Source organism: Stenotrophomonas sp. Steno-Z4 (genome assembly GCF_056393145.1).
Genome location: NZ_JBWJPC010000007.1, coordinates 154,138 through 170,810, shown reverse-complemented (window position 1 = coordinate 170,810; position 16,673 = coordinate 154,138). Strand labels below are relative to the sequence as shown.

Sequence of the window (16,673 nt, the reverse complement as noted above, 5' to 3'; positions counted from 1 at the left end):
CCCACCCGCACCCCAGAGATACGTACAGCCTCTTCTCAGGTTTCTAACCCGGTGCGGGCGAGCATGCTGCCAGGTCGAGCGATGACGGGGGTCACCGTTGCATGTTCCGGAGTGCCAGACATGACCGTCAATACCACCCACTACGACCACATCGGCATGGCGTTCGAGCCGCCCGCCATCTATGCCCCGCCCCGCTTCCACCGCAGCCAGATCGTCTACCTGCACACCGTACGTCCCCTGCCTGAAGGTGCCCGGCTGGACTACCTGTTGAATGGCGAATCCGGGCCGGTGGATGGCCTCAGCCTTCTCGTCACTCCCGAGGTGGTCAGCGTGTATTGCGCTGCTCTTTTCAAAGAAATGTATCGCGGTCCGTGGCCGGCGCTGATGGAGGTGCGCTACCTCAAGAACGACCTGCCAGCAGACCTGGTGCGGCTCCCCATACTGGACCCGGAAACCGCAGCGGCGACAAGCATGCGGGTGCACGTAGTGGGGAGTCCGGCTGCGGTGCCGCCGCAAGGATCTGAGGCCTACGTGCAGATCACGCCGCGACTGTTTGACTCGGACCTCGTACCGCTGCCTTTCATGTATGGAACTGATATCCAATTGCTGGATGCAACCGAGGGCATCGTATTGGACGAGAACATCCTCCGCGTCACCGACCAGGCCGTGCCGGGCGACTACCGCGTACAGGTTTCGACCCGGTGGGGGCTGGAACAGACGTTGACCATCCAAGTGAACTCGGCCCGTTGACCTGGACTGGGTGAGCAGCCTGGACCCGGGTTCGCCAGAACAGCTGACGCCCGGCCAGGCTGCCCTTCGCAGTGACGTAACAGGGATGCGGCCAGCATCGCTCGGAGGTCGAACGATGACGGGGGTCACCGTTTAACGTTCTGGAGAACGTCACATGACCATCCAAGCCTCGAACCACGACCATATCGGCATGGCGTTCGAACCGCCGGCGCTGTATGTGCCGACAAATCTCTTCGGAAGTGAGCTCGCCTACCTGCACACGGTGCTGCCTGTTCCAGAGGGCGCAGAGTTCGAATTTCTGCTGAATGGCGCAGAGGGACTGTTCCCCGGGCTCAGCCTGATTGTCGTCCCGACCGCTGTGGCTCTGCGCGTCGATCACCGGTTCCTGGAAAATTACGTCGGCCCCTGGCCCGCCGTCGTCGTCGTGCGTTACTTGAAGGAGGGAAGACCGGCCGATCTTGTGCAGGTACAGCTTCGAAATCTGCTGACCGCTGATGTTGCTACCCTGCGCGTCGATGTCCTCAACAGTCCCGCCACCATTCCGCCTGAGGGACAACTTGAGTTCGTGCAGACCAATCCGCGTGTATTCGATGCGGACATGATCCCGTTGCCCTTCGGCTACGGAACGGAAATACGTTTCCTGGACCATGCCCACGGCATTTACCAGTCCGATAATACTTTCGCGATCGATTCAGAGGCGACACCGGGAAGGTATCGGGTACAAGTCACCGGACCGAAGGACCTCGAACAGATCGTTGAATTCGTTGTACGCGGCGCTGGAGAGAAGTGACGTCGCGGGACACGGGCCTGAAAATGTGACGGAGGCGCCTGACGGCCACGCCCCGGGTGGCTGGAACGTCGGGACCGGCCGAACGGCCGGTCCTGAACACCGCATTGCTCAGACAAGGACATCCACGATACGCGCAACCGTTCTTACTACGGTGTCGTCCAGATCAGCCGTGACACGAAAACTACATACGAATGTATAACCTTGTGTTCCGGGCCTGCGGCGCTGGGCCCGCCCGGCATCGGCCATACTGGTGACCTGCCGGGCTGGGCACGGCGCCCGCCGGCCATCGCAAGCCGGCCTGGAAACGGGCCAGTGCAAGCCATTCGCATGAGGAGTTTTCCCGCATGAGCGATTCGTTCTCCACCCGCAGCCAGCTGGACGTCGGTGGCACCACCTACGACTATTTCAGCCTGCCCAAGCTCGGACAGCAGTTCGACATTTCCCACCTGCCCTATTCGATGAAGATCCTGCTGGAGAACCTGCTCCGGCACGAGGACGGTGGGGTCACCGTCGGCAAGGATCACATCGAAGCAGTGGCGCGCTGGGATCCCAAGGCCGAGCCGGACATCGAAATCGCCTTCATGCCCGCCCGCGTGGTCCTGCAGGACTTCACCGGCGTGCCCTGCGTGGTCGACCTTGCCGCCATGCGCGATGCGGTGGTCAAGCTGGGCGGCCGCCCCGAGCAGATCAACCCGCAGATCCCCTCCGAACTGGTCATCGACCACTCGGTGCAGGTCGACGTGTTCGGCACCCCCGACGCGCTGGATCTCAACGGCAAGATCGAATTCCAGCGCAACCAGGAGCGCTACGGCTTCCTGCGCTGGGGCCAGAAGGCGTTCGACAACTTCAAGGTGGTGCCGCCCAACACCGGCATCGTCCACCAGGTGAACCTGGAAAACCTCGCCCGCGTCGTGATGACCGCCGACAAGCGCGGCAAGCAGGTGGCCTATCCGGACACCGTCTTCGGCACCGACAGCCACACCACCATGATCAATGGCATCGGCGTGCTGGGCTGGGGCGTGGGCGGCATCGAGGCCGAGGCGGCCATGCTCGGCCAGCCCTCCTCCATGCTGATCCCGCAGGTCGTCGGCTTCAAGCTCACCGGGCGCCTGCCCGAAGGCGCCACCGCCACCGACCTGGTGCTCACCGTCACCCAGATGCTGCGCAAGCACGGCGTGGTGGGCAAGTTCGTCGAGTTCTTCGGCGAAGGCCTGCAGCACCTGCCGCTGGCCGACCGCGCCACCATCGGCAACATGGCGCCGGAGTACGGCGCCACCTGCGGCATCTTCCCGATCGACAACGAATCGCTGACCTACCTGCGCCTGTCCGGCCGCAGCGAGGAACAGATCGCGCTGGTGGAAGCCTACGCCAAGGCCCAGGGCCTGTGGCACGACGCCAACACCGCCCACGCCAGCTACAGCGCCACGCTTGAACTGGACATGGGCGAGGTCAAGCCCTCGCTTGCCGGCCCCAAGCGCCCGCAGGACCGCGTGCTGCTGGAAGACGTCAAGCAGAACTACCGCGACAACCTGGGCGGGCTGACCACCAACCGCGACAAGCGCAACGAAGAGATCTCCACGTTCGTCAACGAAGGCGGCGGCGCCGCGGTCGGCAACGAGCAGCTGGCCAAGGGCTATGCCGATGTCGAGCATGACGGCACCCGCTACCGGCTCAAGGACGGCGCGGTGGTCATCGCCGCCATCACCTCCTGCACCAACACCTCCAACCCGGCGGTGATGATCGGCGCCGGCCTGCTGGCCCGCAACGCGGCCGCCAGGGGACTGGACCGCAAGCCGTGGGTGAAGACCTCGCTCGGCCCAGGCTCGCGCGTGGTCACCGACTACCTTGAGAAAGCCGGCGTGCTTACCGAGCTGGAAAAGGTGGGTTTCTACGTGGTCGGCTACGGCTGCACCACCTGCATCGGCAATTCCGGCCCGCTCCCCACCGAAGTCAGTGCCGCCATCGCCAGTGGCGACCTGGTGGTCACTTCGGTGCTGTCGGGCAACCGCAACTTCGAGGGCCGCGTGCACCCCGAAGTGAAGATGAACTACCTGGCCAGCCCGCCACTGGTGGTGGCCTACGCCATCGCCGGCACCACCGACATCGACCTCACCACCGAACCGCTGGGCACCGGCAGCGATGGCCAGCCGGTGTACCTGCGCGACATCTGGCCGAGCAACAAGAAAATCGGTGATGTCATCGCCGCCACCATCGGCCCGGAGATGTTCAAGCAGAACTACGCCGACGTGTTCAAGGGCGACAGCCGCTGGAACACCATCCAGTCGCCCGATGGCGACCTGTATGAGTGGGATGGCAGCTCCACCTACATCAAGAACCCGCCCTACTTCGACGGCATGACCATGCAGGTCGGCCACATCGAGGACGTGCACGGGGCGCGGGTGATGGGCTTGTTCGGCGATTCGATCACCACCGACCACATCTCCCCGGCCGGCAACATCAAGAAGGATTCGCCCGCAGGCCGCTTCCTGCAGGAGCGCGGCGTGCAGCCGGCCGACTTCAACAGCTACGGCAGCCGCCGCGGCAACGACGATGTGATGGTGCGCGGTACCTTCGCCAACATCCGCATCAAGAACCTGATGTTCGGCGGCGAGGAAGGCGGCAACACCCTTTACTTCCCCAAGGCGGGCGGCGAGCCGCAGAAGCTGGCCATCTATGACGCGGCCATGAAGTACAAGGCCGAGGGCGTGCCGCTGGTGGTCTTCGCCGGCAAGGAGTACGGCACTGGCTCCTCGCGCGACTGGGCGGCCAAGGGCACCAACCTGCTGGGCGTGAAGGCGGTGATCGCAGAAAGCTTCGAGCGTATCCACCGCTCCAACCTGGTCGGCATGGGCGTGCTGCCGCTGCAGTTCCAGGCCGGCGAGAACGCCCAGAGCCTGGGCCTGGACGGCTCGGAAACGGTCGACATCACCGGCCTGGCCGATGGGGCCAGCAAGACCGCCACCGTGACCGCCACCAAGGCCGATGGCACCGCCAAGACCTTCCAGGCCCACGTGATGCTGCTGACCCCGAAGGAAGTGGAGTACTTCAAGCACGGCGGCCTGCTGCAGTACGTGCTGCGCCAGCTCGCAGCCGCCTGACCCCAGCCTGCTCCCCAAGGCGCCGGCCCCTGGCCGGCCCTCCCCGGAACCCCGCGCCACGCGGAGCTTCCGGCGGCCGCCACGCCCGATTTTCACGAATCCTTCGCGTTTTCCATTCGGCCCGGTATGCTGCCGGGGACCGAATCGACGGATACTCTCCGTCAGCATCACACCATCAACGTTTCCTGGAGGGGGAATAATGAGTCTGGAACGTCCCTGGCTGCAGAGCTATCCCAACGGCGTACCCGCCGAAATCGACGTCAACGAGTTCCATTCGGTGTCGGCCGTGTTCGATGCGTCGGTGGCCAAGTTCCGCGACCGTCCCGCCTACTCCAGCTTCGGCAAGGTCCTCACCTACGGTGAAACCGATGCCCTGGTCGAGCAGTTCGCCGCCTACCTGCTGGGCGAGCTGAAGCTCAAGAAGGGCGACCGCGTCGCCCTGATGATGCCCAACTGCCTGCAGTACCCGGTGGCCACCTTCGGCGTGCTTCGCGCCGGCCTGACCGTGGTCAACGTCAACCCGCTGTACACCGCCCGCGAGCTCAAGCACCAGCTGGTCGATTCCGGCGCCGCCGTCCTGGTGGTGGTGGACAACTTCGGCGACACCGTGCAGCAGGTCATCGCCGATACGCCGATCAAGCAGGTCATCACCACCGGCCTGGGCGACATGCTCGGCCTGAAGGGCGTGGTGGTGAACTTCGTGCTGAAGTACATCAAGAAGATGGTGCCCAACTACACCCTGCGCGGCGCGATCCGCTTCAACCAGGCGCTGAAGCTGGGCAGCGGCCACACCCTGCCGAAGGTGGAGCTGGACCACGACGACGTGGCCTTCCTGCAGTACACCGGCGGCACCACCGGCGTGGCCAAGGGCGCCATGCTGACCAACCGCAACCTGGTGGCCAACATGCAGCAGGCCTCGGCGTGGATCTCCGCGTCGGGCATCGAGATGGGCAAGGAGTGGATCATCACTGCCCTGCCGCTGTACCACATCTTCGCGTTGACGGCGAACGGCCTGGTCTTCATGAAGTTCGGCGGCTGCAACCACCTGATCACCAACCCGCGCGACATGAAGGGCTTCGTCAAGGAGCTCAAGGCCACCCGCTTCACCGCCATCACCGGCGTCAACACGCTGTTCAATGGCCTGCTCAACACCCCCGGCTTCGACGAGGTGGATTTCTCCTCGCTGAAGGTCACCCTGGGTGGCGGCATGGCGGTGCAGCGTGCCGTGGCCGAGCGCTGGAAGAAGGTCACCGGGGTGACCCTGGTCGAGGCCTACGGCCTGACCGAGACCTCGCCGGCGGCCTGCATCAACCCGCTGAACCTGGCCGAGTACAACGGCGCGATCGGCCTGCCGATCCCGTCCACCGACGCCTGCGTGAAGGACGACAACGGCGTCACCCTCGCTCCGGGCGACGTCGGCGAGCTGTGCATCCGTGGCCCGCAGGTAATGAAGGGTTACTGGCAGCGCCCGGAAGAAACCGCCAAGGCGATCGACGCCGACGGCTGGCTGCACACCGGCGACATGGCGCGCATGGACGAGCACGGTTTCTTCTACATCGTGGACCGCAAGAAGGACATGATCCTGGTGTCCGGCTTCAACGTGTACCCGAACGAAGTCGAAGACGTCATCGCGATGATGCCCGGCGTGCTGGAAGTGGCCGCAGTCGGCGTGCCGGATGAAAAGTCCGGCGAGATCGTCAAGGTGGTCATCGTCAAGAAGGACCCGAACCTGACCGCCGAGATGGTCAAGGAACACGCCCGCGCCAACCTGACCGGCTACAAGCACCCGCGCATCGTCGAGTTCCGCAAGGAACTGCCGAAAACCAACGTCGGCAAGATCCTGCGCCGCGAACTGCGCGATACACCGGCCGCGTAACTGCCGACACCAAGCAATTCCGGAACGCCCGCCTAGCGGGCGTTCTGCTTTCTGCCTACCGCGCTCACTGATACCCCAACTCACCCGTCACCCGCGAGCAAGCTGGGTCCGTATCCACATGGAACGACTCGGCGCCACCTGCAAGCCGCTGGGCGCTTCTCTCCGCCAGCAAACGGACAGAGAAGCCGCGCCCCGAACCTCCAACGTCTTCAGCATCAACCGCGTATGCGGTCGCATCCCACCCGCGTGTTCGCTTCACGTAATCACGAACAGTCTCCAGGCACTGCTCCGGTATCGCTGGCGTCGCCCGCCCCCTGTCACCCTCGGCAAGCGCTTGCGCAACCGGCAGGTTGAGCAACACCATCCCAATCATCCACCTCAGTGCGCACATCGCATCCTCCAACCATTGGAGCCAAGCCCGCTCGTCCCGACTTGAGCGCTGACCCGCATCGCTTGGGGGATCCTAGCATCGCCCGCTGGAGTGCCAATGGAAAGCGTCGACCGGGGCCTGGCGGTATAATTGGATTCGTGAACGCACCCAGCCGGCAGCGTACTGCTGGCTGCGGCTGAAAAAGCTGCCACTTCCGAGCAGGACCCGCGCAGATGCATCGAACTGCTTCCACATCTCTCACCATCGCAGACATCCTGTCAGTCGCGACCCCGTCAGAGTTGAGAATGCTGGGGCACTTCAATGTGCTGAAAACGTCACTCAGCGCATTGCTTGGCCTGACAATCGCGCCGCGCAGCTGGCAGTCGCTCTACCGCTTCGTTGGAGATCTCCAAGCGGTCATTCAAAGTGATCCGTCCATTCGCTCCCCTGGTCCGCATCCCGTCTCCGAGGCGGCAAGAACCAAGCTGTCGACCGTCCTGATGAGCGTAACGTCGGTCCGGATCCCCGCCGCGGATCCGGAGGCAGCCCTGTCGCACGCTGTTGCAACGCTTGTGGCTGCCGCCCGCGACCCTGCCGCTATGTACCAGGCCACGCGCACACGCAACTTTCATCACAGCTCCCGGCTCGAGGGCATAGACATGCGCAAGTCGAAGCCGGCGCAATCCCTGCAGACTGTACTCAACAGGTATCGAAAGCGCTGAGATGGACCTGTATGACGATGTAGACGACAAGTACTGCATTGGCGACTCAGGCGTCTTGAAGAACAAGCTGGGCATTACCCGGATGGACATTCTGGAAGCGGCCGAGCGCGACATCACGGCCGTCACGCATAGAACCATCCAATACTCGCCCCCGCCGTACAGCCTGCAGTCTCTTCAAGACATTCATCGAGCGCTGTTCGCCGACCTGTACGACTGGGCCGGCGAAGTACGGAATGTCGATATTTCCAAGGGCAGCACGCGCTTCTGTACCCATGGCCGGATCGGAGCCGAGGCGCGACGCTGCTTTGATGCCATGGCCGAGGACGGATGGCTGCAGGGACTTGGTCGGGATGCCCTCTGCAGCAAACTGGCCGAGCATTATTGCGAACTCAATATGATTCACCCATTTCGCGAAGGAAACGGGCGCGTCCAACGCATTCTGTTCGAGCAGCTGGCGCTGAGTGCGGGTCATTCGCTGGATTGGTCGACCATAGACCCTGGGGAATGGATCCAGGCGAATCTGGACGGCGTTCGAGTCGATTACCGGGCCATGCAGGCGATCTTCGAACAGATCATCCCCGGATAACAGTTTCATCAAATTCCTATGCTGACCCGTCAGCGTGCCCCCCTTCCGCGCGGCGCGATGTGAATCGCCCGATTCCCTTGCGGCATAAGGCTGAACGAGATTCCGGACGGTATTCTGGAAGCCGCTGGACATTATGCAGGGCGTTTGCATTCCGGCCCGGGTTGGCGGTGTAGGATCGCGGCGTGTGGACCCGTCCGGCCTGCCGCCCACCGTCCTCCCTGCAGGCCAACCCGCCGAGGTAATCCCCATGCAATCCATCGAAAAGCTCCCGTATTCCCACGGCTATGCGACCATCCGCACCGAATCGACCCCCGACAACGCCGCCCACTGGCTCTTCATGCACGCCGATGCCGCCACCGGCATCCGTCCCTGCTGCCGCAAGGACATGCTGGACGAGATGTGGAGCGTGATGAGCCAGATCACCCTGTCTCCTGCTGAGCGCAACAGCGGCAAGCTGCGCCACTTCGTGCTGGCCTCCGATGCCACCGCCTACAACCTGGGCGGCGACCTGGCCCTGTTCGCCCAGCTGATCCGCGAAGGCAACCGCGACCGCCTGCTGGCCTATGCCCAGCGTTGCGTTGAAGGTGTGCACCACCTGCATACCGGCTTCGGCGGTGACGTGCGTTCCATCGCCGTGATCCAGGGCGATGCACTCGGTGGCGGGCTGGAAATGGCGCTGGCCTGCCACACCATCATCGCCGAGGAAGGCTGCGGCATGGGGCTGCCCGAAGTACTGTTCGGGCTGTTCCCGGGCATGGGCGCGTACTCGTTCCTGTGCCGCCGCGTGGCCCCGCAGCTGGCCGAGAAGATCATCCTCGAAGGCCGCGTCTACTCGTCCGAAGAAATGTACGCCATGGGCGTGGTCGACGTGCTGGTGCCCAAGGGACAGGGCATCAAGGCCGCCGAAGACCTGATCCGCCAGCAGCAGCGCACCCCGCGCACCTACCTGGCGATGAACGCTGCACGCAACCTGGCCCAGGCGGTGGGCTATGACGAACTGCTGGAAATCACCAAGATCTGGGTGGATTCGGCACTGGCCCTGGAAGACAAGTCGCTGCGCACCATGGATCGGTTGATCAAGGCGCAGACCCGTCGTGCCCAGTCCGATGCCGCGTAACTGCGCCATCGCAAGCAGGGGGTTCCAGTAAAAAAGCCCGGTTGGAGCCGGGCTTTTTTTCAACGCATGTCGATGCCACCGTCGTCCGTGGACGAGGCACCCGGGCGCCTGCGCTCTTCCAGCGCCTGCTTTCCTTCCTTCACCGCCGTGCGGATCAGCTTCATCCGCTCGCGCCATTCGCTCTTGAGCTGCCAGTCGGCCATGTGCATCACCTCGCCGGCACGGTAAGCCACCCGCACCAGGCCCAGGTTGCTGGCCACGCCCTTGATGGCGTGCGCCTGCTCGCGCAGGTGCACCCAGTCGCCACGTTCGCCCGCTTCCCCCGCCACGCCCACGCACTGCGTGGCGTCGGCCAGGCACTGGCGGATGAACTCCTGCTCGAAGCCCTCGCCCATGCCCAGCGCGGCCAGTTCATCGAGCACGCCGGTATCGAGCACGCCCACGGCCACCGGCGTGGACGGCACCACGGCGGTGCGGGCTTTCAGGCCATCGTTGGCGGCGATCTCGGCGAGGGTATCCAGCAGCTTCACCGGCACCACCGGCTTGCCGAAAAAGGTGTGCGCGCCGGCCTGGGTGCACTGCTGGATCGACTCGGGGGTGACGTCGGCGCTGAGCACCAGCACCGGCGTGCGCGGGGCGCCACCGGCCTGCAGCACGCGCAGCTCCTTGAGCATGTCCAGCCCGCTCATGCCCGGCATGTGCAGGTCGACGATGGCCACGTCGTAGTCGCTTTCGGCCATCGCATCGAGCACCGCTTCGCCGCCGTTGACGCACACCACCTTGTGCCCGGCCTTCTGCAGCAGCCGCTGCAGCACCAGCCGGTTGGCCTGGTGGTCGTCAGCCACCAGCACCTTCATGCTGCGCACGCGAGCGCGGTGGCGCAGGAACGGGTCGGCGAAAGCGATTACATTGTCCTGCGCGCTCTGCAGGCCATTGCCGAGCACGGCCGGGGTGAACTCGCCGGCCACCACCGGTGGCAATGCGAACGGCAGTTCGAACCAGAAGCAGCTGCCCTGCGGCGGGTTCTCGGCATAGCCGATCTGCCCGCCCATGGCTTCCACCAGCCCGCGCGAGATCGAGGTACCCAGCCCGCTGCCTTCGTGGCGGCGGCCCAGGCTGACATCAGCCTGCTCGAAGGCCTGGAACAGGCGCGAACGCATTTCCGGGCCCACGCCAATGCCGGTGTCGAGGATGTCGAAGCGCAGCCGGACCTGGCCGTGGCCCTCCTCGCCTACCTGCGACACCCGGATCTCGATCCTGCCGTGCTCGGTGAACTTCACGGCATTGCCCGCCAGGTTGAGCAGGATCTGGCGCAGGTGACCGAGGTCGCCGCGCAGCAGGCGCGGCACGCCTGCGGCGACCTTGACCTGGTAATCCAGGTGCTTCAAACGCGCCTGCGGCATCAGGATCAGGCCAATCGACTGCACCACGTCGTCCAGCGAGAAGTCTTCGGCCACCACCCGCAGCTTGCCCGCTTCGATGGCCGAGATGTCCAGCACCTCCTCCACCAGCGCCAGCAGGCTGCGCGAGGATGCCTGGATGGTATTGACGCACTCACGCTGCTCTTCATCCAGCGTCGTGGTCGCCAGCACCTCGGTCATGCCTGACAGGCCATTGAGCGGCGTGCGGAACTCGTGGCTCATGTTGGCCAGGAAACGGCTCTTGGCCTCGCTGGCGCGGCGCGCCTCGTCCATCGCATGGGTCAACTGGCGCAGCAGGCTGGCGAAGTACAGCGGCACCGCCGCCAGGCCCAGCCACAGGCCGAAGCCCAGTCGCGCATTGGCCTGCCAGTAGCCGGTGGCGAGCACGGTTACCCCGAAACTGACCAGCGCCATGCCCACGGCGGCGTACAGGTACTTGTTGCCGTAGCGCATGCCGTTGCCCACCGTGACCCACATCACCACGATGTAGACCCACGACAGCGGCTCGCCCATCTGCACCATGCCGGCAGCAATGAGCCCGTAATCGGCCAGCATGCCGGCCACCCGGCGCGGGTCCGAACGACCGGGGCGCGCCAGCAGCCACGAAAACAGCAGCACCGACAGCGTCAGCCCGGTCAGCACGATGCCCAGCACCACCTGGTACTGGTGGTGCGGCAGGTCGTTGCGCACCCCCGGCATCAGCACGTAGCCCAGGATCAGCACGATCAGGACGATGCGTACGATCGCCTGGCCATGCTCGCTGTCAGGGCGGTTGCCCAGCTGGTGCCTGAGCAGCGCCAGGCCCGGGAGCGCGCCAAGCCGCTGCTTCAACACCTGGAACAGACCGGCCATGTCACATCCCCGGGCGGGAGGACGCAACGGAATGCTGCGCGCAGATGTCGTCCAGCTGCACGCGGCCGCGCAGCAGTGCGTCCACGCAGCGCGGGTCGAACAGGCGCCCGCGTTGTGCGTACAGATAGGCCAGGGTGGCTTCCATCGTCCATGCTTCCTTGTATGGGCGCGGCGAGATCAGGGCATCGAAGACATCGGCAACGGCCACGATCCGCGCTTCCAGCGGGATGGCTTCACCGACCAGACCGTCGGGATACCCGCTGCCGTCGTAACGTTCGTGGTGGCGCAGCGCGATCAACGCGCCGACCTGGATGAAACGGTTCTGGCTGCCACTGAGCAGCTCGTAACCGATACGCGGGTGCCGGCGCATGATGGCCAGCTCCTCGTCGTTGAGTTTGCCCTGCTTGAGCAGCACGGCATCGGGAATGGCGATCTTGCCCATGTCGTGCAGGGGCGCGGCCATCTCGATCAGTTTGACTTCTTCTTCCGGCAGCCCGAGCTGCTCTGCGATCAGCCCGGCCACGTGCGCCATGCGCTCGAGGTAGGCACTGGTGCCGGCATCACGGAACTCGATCGCGCGGGCCAGCCGCGACAGCGTCTCGCGCTCGCGTTCCTCGACCTCGTGCATGCTGGCCAGCAGCCGCTGTTCCAGCGACAGCGCGCGTTGCTTCACGTTTTCCGACTGCTGCCGCAGCTGCAGCAGGTTGTAGCAGCGCGCGCGCAGCTCGCGCGGGCGGATCGGCTTGACCAGGAAATCGATGACCCCCGCTTCCAGCGCGGCCTGGCGGATCGGCTCATCGCCGACCACGGTGATCAGGATCACCGGAATGTCGCGGTGCTTGGGCAGGCGGCGGAAACGCCGGGCGAATTCCAGCCCGTCCATTTCCGGCATGCGGTAGTCGAGCAGCAGCAGGTCCACCCCGTGCGATTCGCACCAGGCAAGCGCCGTCAGCGGGTCCCCGAAATCATGCACGCTCAGTTCCGGCGCGATGTCCTCGATGACATGCCGCAGCATCGTGCGCGCGGACGTCTGATCGTCAACGATGACAATATTCAAGGCTGTTTCCGTCGTCTTCCTGGACCACACTGGCACATGCTGCGGTAAGGATACCCCGCCGCTCTGCATACCGGCACCTTGCATGGAACCACCTCCGGTCACGATTCCCCAGTTCATGATCGTGGTCACAGTGTGATGCGCGTGTCACGCATGCCCCGTCCCACCTCATGCTCCATGGCCGGCGCGGATTGCGCCATCTAGGGCCACGGGGAAACCATACGCGTCCGGCCACCGCAGCGGAAGCCCGCCGGGACGGCCCCTGCGGGGCCATCCGGACCTACGTCTCAGTTTTCGGGACGCATGTAGGGGAACAGCAGCACGTCGCGGATCGAGCTGCTGCCGGTCAGCAGCATCACCAGGCGGTCGATGCCGATGCCCAGGCCGCCGGTCGGGGCCATGCCGTACTCCAGCGCACGGATGTAATCGGCGTCGTAATGCATGGCCTCGTCATCGCCACCTTCCTTGGCCGTGACCTGGGCCTGGAAGCGGGCCGCCTGGTCTTCCGGGTCGTTCAGCTCGGAGAAGCCGTTGGCCAGTTCCTTGCCGTTGATGAACAACTCGAAGCGGTCGGTGTAGCCGGGCTGGTCGTCGTTGGCGCGGGCCAGCGGCGAGACCTCGACCGGGTGGTCGGTGATGAAGGTCGGCTGCACCAGGGTGTGCTCGACGGTGGCTTCGAAGATCTCCAGCAGCAGCTTGCCCCAGCCGTAGGACGGCTTGACCCGGATCTTCAGGCGCTCGCAATGGCGCAGCAGTGCCTCGCGGTCGGTGCAGTCGGCCAGGCTGATTTCCGGGTTGTGGTGGCGCACCGCCTCGTCCATCCGCCAGCGGCGGAACGCCGGGGCCAGGTCGATGGTGGCGCCGTCCCACTCCACCGTGGTGGTGCCCAGCACCTTGCTGGCCACGTCACGGATCACGCCTTCGGTCAGGTCCATCACTTCGTTGTACGTGGCGTAGGCCTCGTACAGCTCCATCATGGTGAATTCCGGGTTGTGCCGGGTGCTGACGCCTTCGTTGCGGAAGTTGCGGTTGATCTCGTACACGCGCTCCAGGCCACCCACGACCAGGCGCTTGAGGTACAGCTCCGGGGCCACGCGTAGGTACAGGTCCAGGTCCAGCGCGTTGTGGTGGGTGGTGAACGGCTTGGCCGTGGCGCCGCCGGGGATGTAATGCATCATCGGCGTTTCGACTTCCAGGAAGTCGCGGTTGTCCAACCATGCGCGCATGGCGCGGATGATCCGAGAGCGCTTGATGAACACCTCGCGCGACTCCGGGGTCACGATCAGGTCCACGTAGCGCTGGCGGTAGCGCTGCTCGACGTCGGCCAGGCCGTGCCACTTGTCCGGCAGCGGGCGCAGCGACTTGGTCAGCAGGCGGATGCTGGTGGCCTTGACCGACAGCTCGCCGGTCTTGGTCCGGGTTAGCCCGCCTTCGACGGCGATGATGTCGCCCACGTCCCAGCCCTTGAAGGCGGTGTAGGCATCGCCCAGCGTGCTGCCCTGCAGGAACAGCTGGATGCGGCCGGATTCGTCCTGGATCTGGGCGAAGCTGGCCTTGCCCATCACCCGCTTGGCCATCAGCCGGCCGGCCATCTTGACCGTGCGGTCGGTGGCTTCCAGCGCTTCGGCGGTCCACTGCTCGGCATCGGCGAACTCGCCCTGCAGGGTGCCGGCGAAATCCTCACGGCGGAAGTCGTTCGGATAGGCGATGCCCTGCCCGCGCAGCGCGGTCAGTTTCGCGCGGCGCTCGGCGATGAGGCTGTTCTCGTCGACGGGGGTCTGCGGCGCGGGGATCTGATCGTTCATGGCGTGGGTCTATGTCTGGGGGGATATGGACGGGAATTACGAAACCCGGGGTGCCGGGATGGAGCGGATCGGGCCGCACGTGGCGGCCCGACCGTCAGGCGTCGAGGCGTTTGGAACCGACTTCCAGACCCGACTTCAGGCTGGCTTCGACGAATTCGTCGAGGTCGCCATCGAGCACCTTCTGCGTGTCCGAACGTTCGATGCCGGTGCGCAGGTCCTTGATGCGGCTCTGGTCCAGCACGTAGTTGCGGATCTGGCTGCCCCAGCCGATGTCGGACTTGGTCGCTTCGACCGCATCGCGCTCGGCGTTGCGCTTCTGGATTTCCAGCTCGTACAGCTTGGCGGCCAGCATCTTCATCGCGTTGTCGCGGTTCTGGTGCTGGCTGCGGCCGGTCTGGCAGGCCACAACCGTATTGGTCGGGATGTGCGTGATGCGCACCGCCGATTCGGTCTTGTTGACGTGCTGGCCGCCGGCGCCGGACGAGCGGTACACGTCGGTACGCAGGTCGGCCGGGTTGATGTCGATCTCGATGTTGTTGTCGACTTCCGGCGACACGAACACCGAGGTGAAGCTGGTATGGCGGCGGTTGTCCGAATCGAACGGCGACTTGCGCACCAGGCGGTGCACGCCGGTTTCGGTCTTCAGCCAGCCATAGGCGTAGTCGCCTTCCACGCGCAGCGTGGCCGACTTGATGCCGGCAACATCGCCACCGGACACTTCCATCAGTTCGGTCTTCCAACCGCGCGATTCGCACCAGCGCAGGTACATGCGCAGCAGGATTTCGGCCCAGTCCTGGGCTTCGGTACCACCGGCACCGGCCTGGATGTCGACGAACGCCGGGGCGTTGTCCATCTTGCCGGAGAACATGCGCTGGAATTCCAGCTGTTCCACGTGCTTCTGGTACTTGTCCAGGTCGGCGACCACGGCCAGGGCGGTGTCTTCGTCCTGTTCGCTTTCGGCCAGTTCCAGCAGTTCGCCGGATTCGGTCAGGCCATCAAGGATGGTGGCGATGCCGCCCACGGTCTTTTCCAGGCTGGAACGCTCGCGGCCCAGGGTCTGGGCATATTCGGCGTTGTTCCAGATATCGGGATTTTCCAGTTCCCGGGTTACTTCTTCCAGACGCTCTTTCTTGGCGTCGTAGTCAAAGATACCCCCTGAGCGAGAGCACGCGATCGGTGAGATCGGTGATTCGCTGGCGCACGGGATTGAGCTCGATCATATCGGCGGTAATGAAGGCTTGGGACAAGACCGGAATTGTAGCCCAGAGCGCTTGTTCATGTTGCTGTCGGCGTCGCTGCAGGCTCGGCCGGCGCAGACCCCTGCCCCAGCGCGGCGCGCAGCCCCGGCAGCTGGCGGCGGCTGCACGGCAGCGTGCTGCCATCTTTCAGGTGGGCCCGGGCCTCCCCGCTGTCCAGCGGCTCGATCGAGACCAGGAAGCCCAGGTTGAGCACGTAGCTGCGGTGGATGCGCACGAACCGGGCCGGGTCCAGCTGCGCCTCCAGCGCCGCCATCGTGCTGCGCAACGGGTACTCATGGCCGCGCACGTGCAGGTTCATGTAGTTGCCGGCGGCCTGGGCGTACTCGATGTCGGCGGTGGCCACCAGGAAATCCCGGCCCAGCTTGCGCACCAGGAAACGCTCGGGGCGCTCGACCGGCTCTTCCGGCGGGGCATCGTCGGGCGCGGCCAGCAGGTGCGCCTCGCCCTGCCGGCGGCGGCCGAACCAGCTGAAGAAGTGCTCCAGCGCCACGAAGCTGAAGAACGCGCGCACATCCTTCAGATACTCATACAGGAGCCGGGTCGGCCAGGCCGAGCCGTCGACGTAGTGCTCGCCCACGCTGGCATAGGCCAGGTGGCGCAGCAGCATCATCCCGGCCACGTGCAGCAGCGACCAGCACACGCTGGCCAGCAGGTACAGCGGCAGCCGCTGCTTCCAGGTATCGGCATGCAGCGGCCAGCGCTGGCAGCCCCACCACAGCAGCGGCAGGGTCAGCAGGATCATGCCGGCGCTGCTCAACTCCCAGGTCATCGGCTCCCACAGCGCCAGCACTTCGCCCCGGCGCTGGGCGTCCATCACCTCGACCACGGCATTGGCCACGCCGCTGCCGAGCAGGATGGCGGCCCATACCAGCAGGCGGCTGGTGGGCCGCCAGCGCGGAGAACTTCGGTGTGGCACGTTCGGGTCCATGCAGCGGGCGCCGGGGAATCAGCGCCCGATTCTACGGGCTGCGGC

At 65.1% G+C, this 16,673-nt stretch carries 12 protein-coding genes; 7 read left to right on the top strand and 5 right to left on the bottom strand.

Going from position 1 to position 16,673, the window contains the following annotated elements; all coding sequences use genetic code 11:
- Positions 1-120 precede the first annotated feature (120 nt).
- The 7 genes from AC06E7_RS16430 to AC06E7_RS16400 all read left to right on the top strand — a co-directional run bounded on the left by AC06E7_RS16430 (position 121) and on the right by AC06E7_RS16400 (position 9,309).
- Complete coding sequence (locus tag AC06E7_RS16430) at positions 121-750, top strand: hypothetical protein (RefSeq protein ID WP_478065359.1); 630 nt, start codon at positions 121-123, stop codon at positions 748-750.
- 154 nt (positions 751-904) lie between these two features.
- On the top strand, positions 905-1,540 hold the full coding sequence (locus AC06E7_RS16425; RefSeq protein WP_478065358.1) for a hypothetical protein: 636 nt from the start codon (positions 905-907) through the stop codon (positions 1,538-1,540).
- A gap of 344 nt (positions 1,541-1,884) precedes the next feature.
- The gene (gene acnA, locus AC06E7_RS16420; RefSeq protein WP_478065357.1) at positions 1,885-4,638 is read left to right on the top strand and encodes an aconitate hydratase AcnA; all 2,754 of its coding nucleotides are present in this window, start codon (positions 1,885-1,887) and stop codon (positions 4,636-4,638) included.
- A 199-nt stretch (positions 4,639-4,837) separates the two neighbouring features.
- On the top strand, positions 4,838-6,514 hold the full coding sequence (locus tag AC06E7_RS16415; RefSeq protein ID WP_093536271.1) for a long-chain fatty acid--CoA ligase: 1,677 nt from the start codon (positions 4,838-4,840) through the stop codon (positions 6,512-6,514).
- Positions 6,515-7,117: 603 nt separating this feature from the next.
- Positions 7,118-7,606, top strand: coding sequence for a YhfG family protein (locus tag AC06E7_RS16410; RefSeq protein ID WP_184123733.1), 489 nt, complete (start codon positions 7,118-7,120; stop codon positions 7,604-7,606).
- Position 7,607: 1 nt separating this feature from the next.
- Positions 7,608-8,192, top strand: a complete 585-nt coding sequence (locus AC06E7_RS16405) for a putative adenosine monophosphate-protein transferase Fic (protein WP_478065356.1) — start codon at positions 7,608-7,610, stop codon at positions 8,190-8,192.
- 247 nt (positions 8,193-8,439) lie between these two features.
- Positions 8,440-9,309 carry a crotonase/enoyl-CoA hydratase family protein gene (locus AC06E7_RS16400; protein WP_068851549.1) on the top strand — a complete coding sequence of 290 codons (870 nt, stop codon included), beginning with the start codon at positions 8,440-8,442 and terminating at the stop codon, positions 9,307-9,309.
- A gap of 59 nt (positions 9,310-9,368) precedes the next feature.
- Here AC06E7_RS16400 and AC06E7_RS16395 read toward each other — a convergent pair whose 3' ends face one another.
- The 5 genes from AC06E7_RS16395 to AC06E7_RS16375 form a co-directional block, all read right to left on the bottom strand.
- The gene (locus AC06E7_RS16395) at positions 9,369-11,582 is read right to left on the bottom strand and encodes an ATP-binding protein (protein WP_478065355.1); all 2,214 of its coding nucleotides are present in this window, start codon (positions 11,580-11,582) and stop codon (positions 9,369-9,371) included.
- A 1-nt stretch (position 11,583) separates the two neighbouring features.
- On the bottom strand, positions 11,584-12,723 hold the full coding sequence (rpfG, locus tag AC06E7_RS16390) for a cyclic di-GMP phosphodiesterase response regulator RpfG (protein WP_068851546.1): 1,140 nt from the start codon (positions 12,721-12,723) through the stop codon (positions 11,584-11,586).
- Between the two features lie 200 nt (positions 12,724-12,923).
- A complete protein-coding gene (gene lysS / locus AC06E7_RS16385) occupies positions 12,924-14,441 on the bottom strand; it encodes a lysine--tRNA ligase (protein ID WP_184123737.1) in 1,518 nt (505 codons plus the stop codon).
- A gap of 94 nt (positions 14,442-14,535) precedes the next feature.
- Positions 14,536-15,661 (bottom strand): peptide chain release factor 2 gene (prfB, locus tag AC06E7_RS16380; protein ID WP_099047393.1). Its coding sequence is split into 2 segments (ribosomal slippage): positions 14,536-15,585 and positions 15,587-15,661, totalling 1,125 coding nucleotides; the frame shifts between segments, so codons are not numbered across the junction.
- 55 nt (positions 15,662-15,716) lie between these two features.
- Entirely contained in the window at positions 15,717-16,628 is a 912-nt protein-coding gene (locus AC06E7_RS16375; RefSeq protein ID WP_478065354.1) for a LytTR family DNA-binding domain-containing protein, read from the bottom strand.
- Between the last annotated feature and the right edge of the window lie 45 nt (positions 16,629-16,673).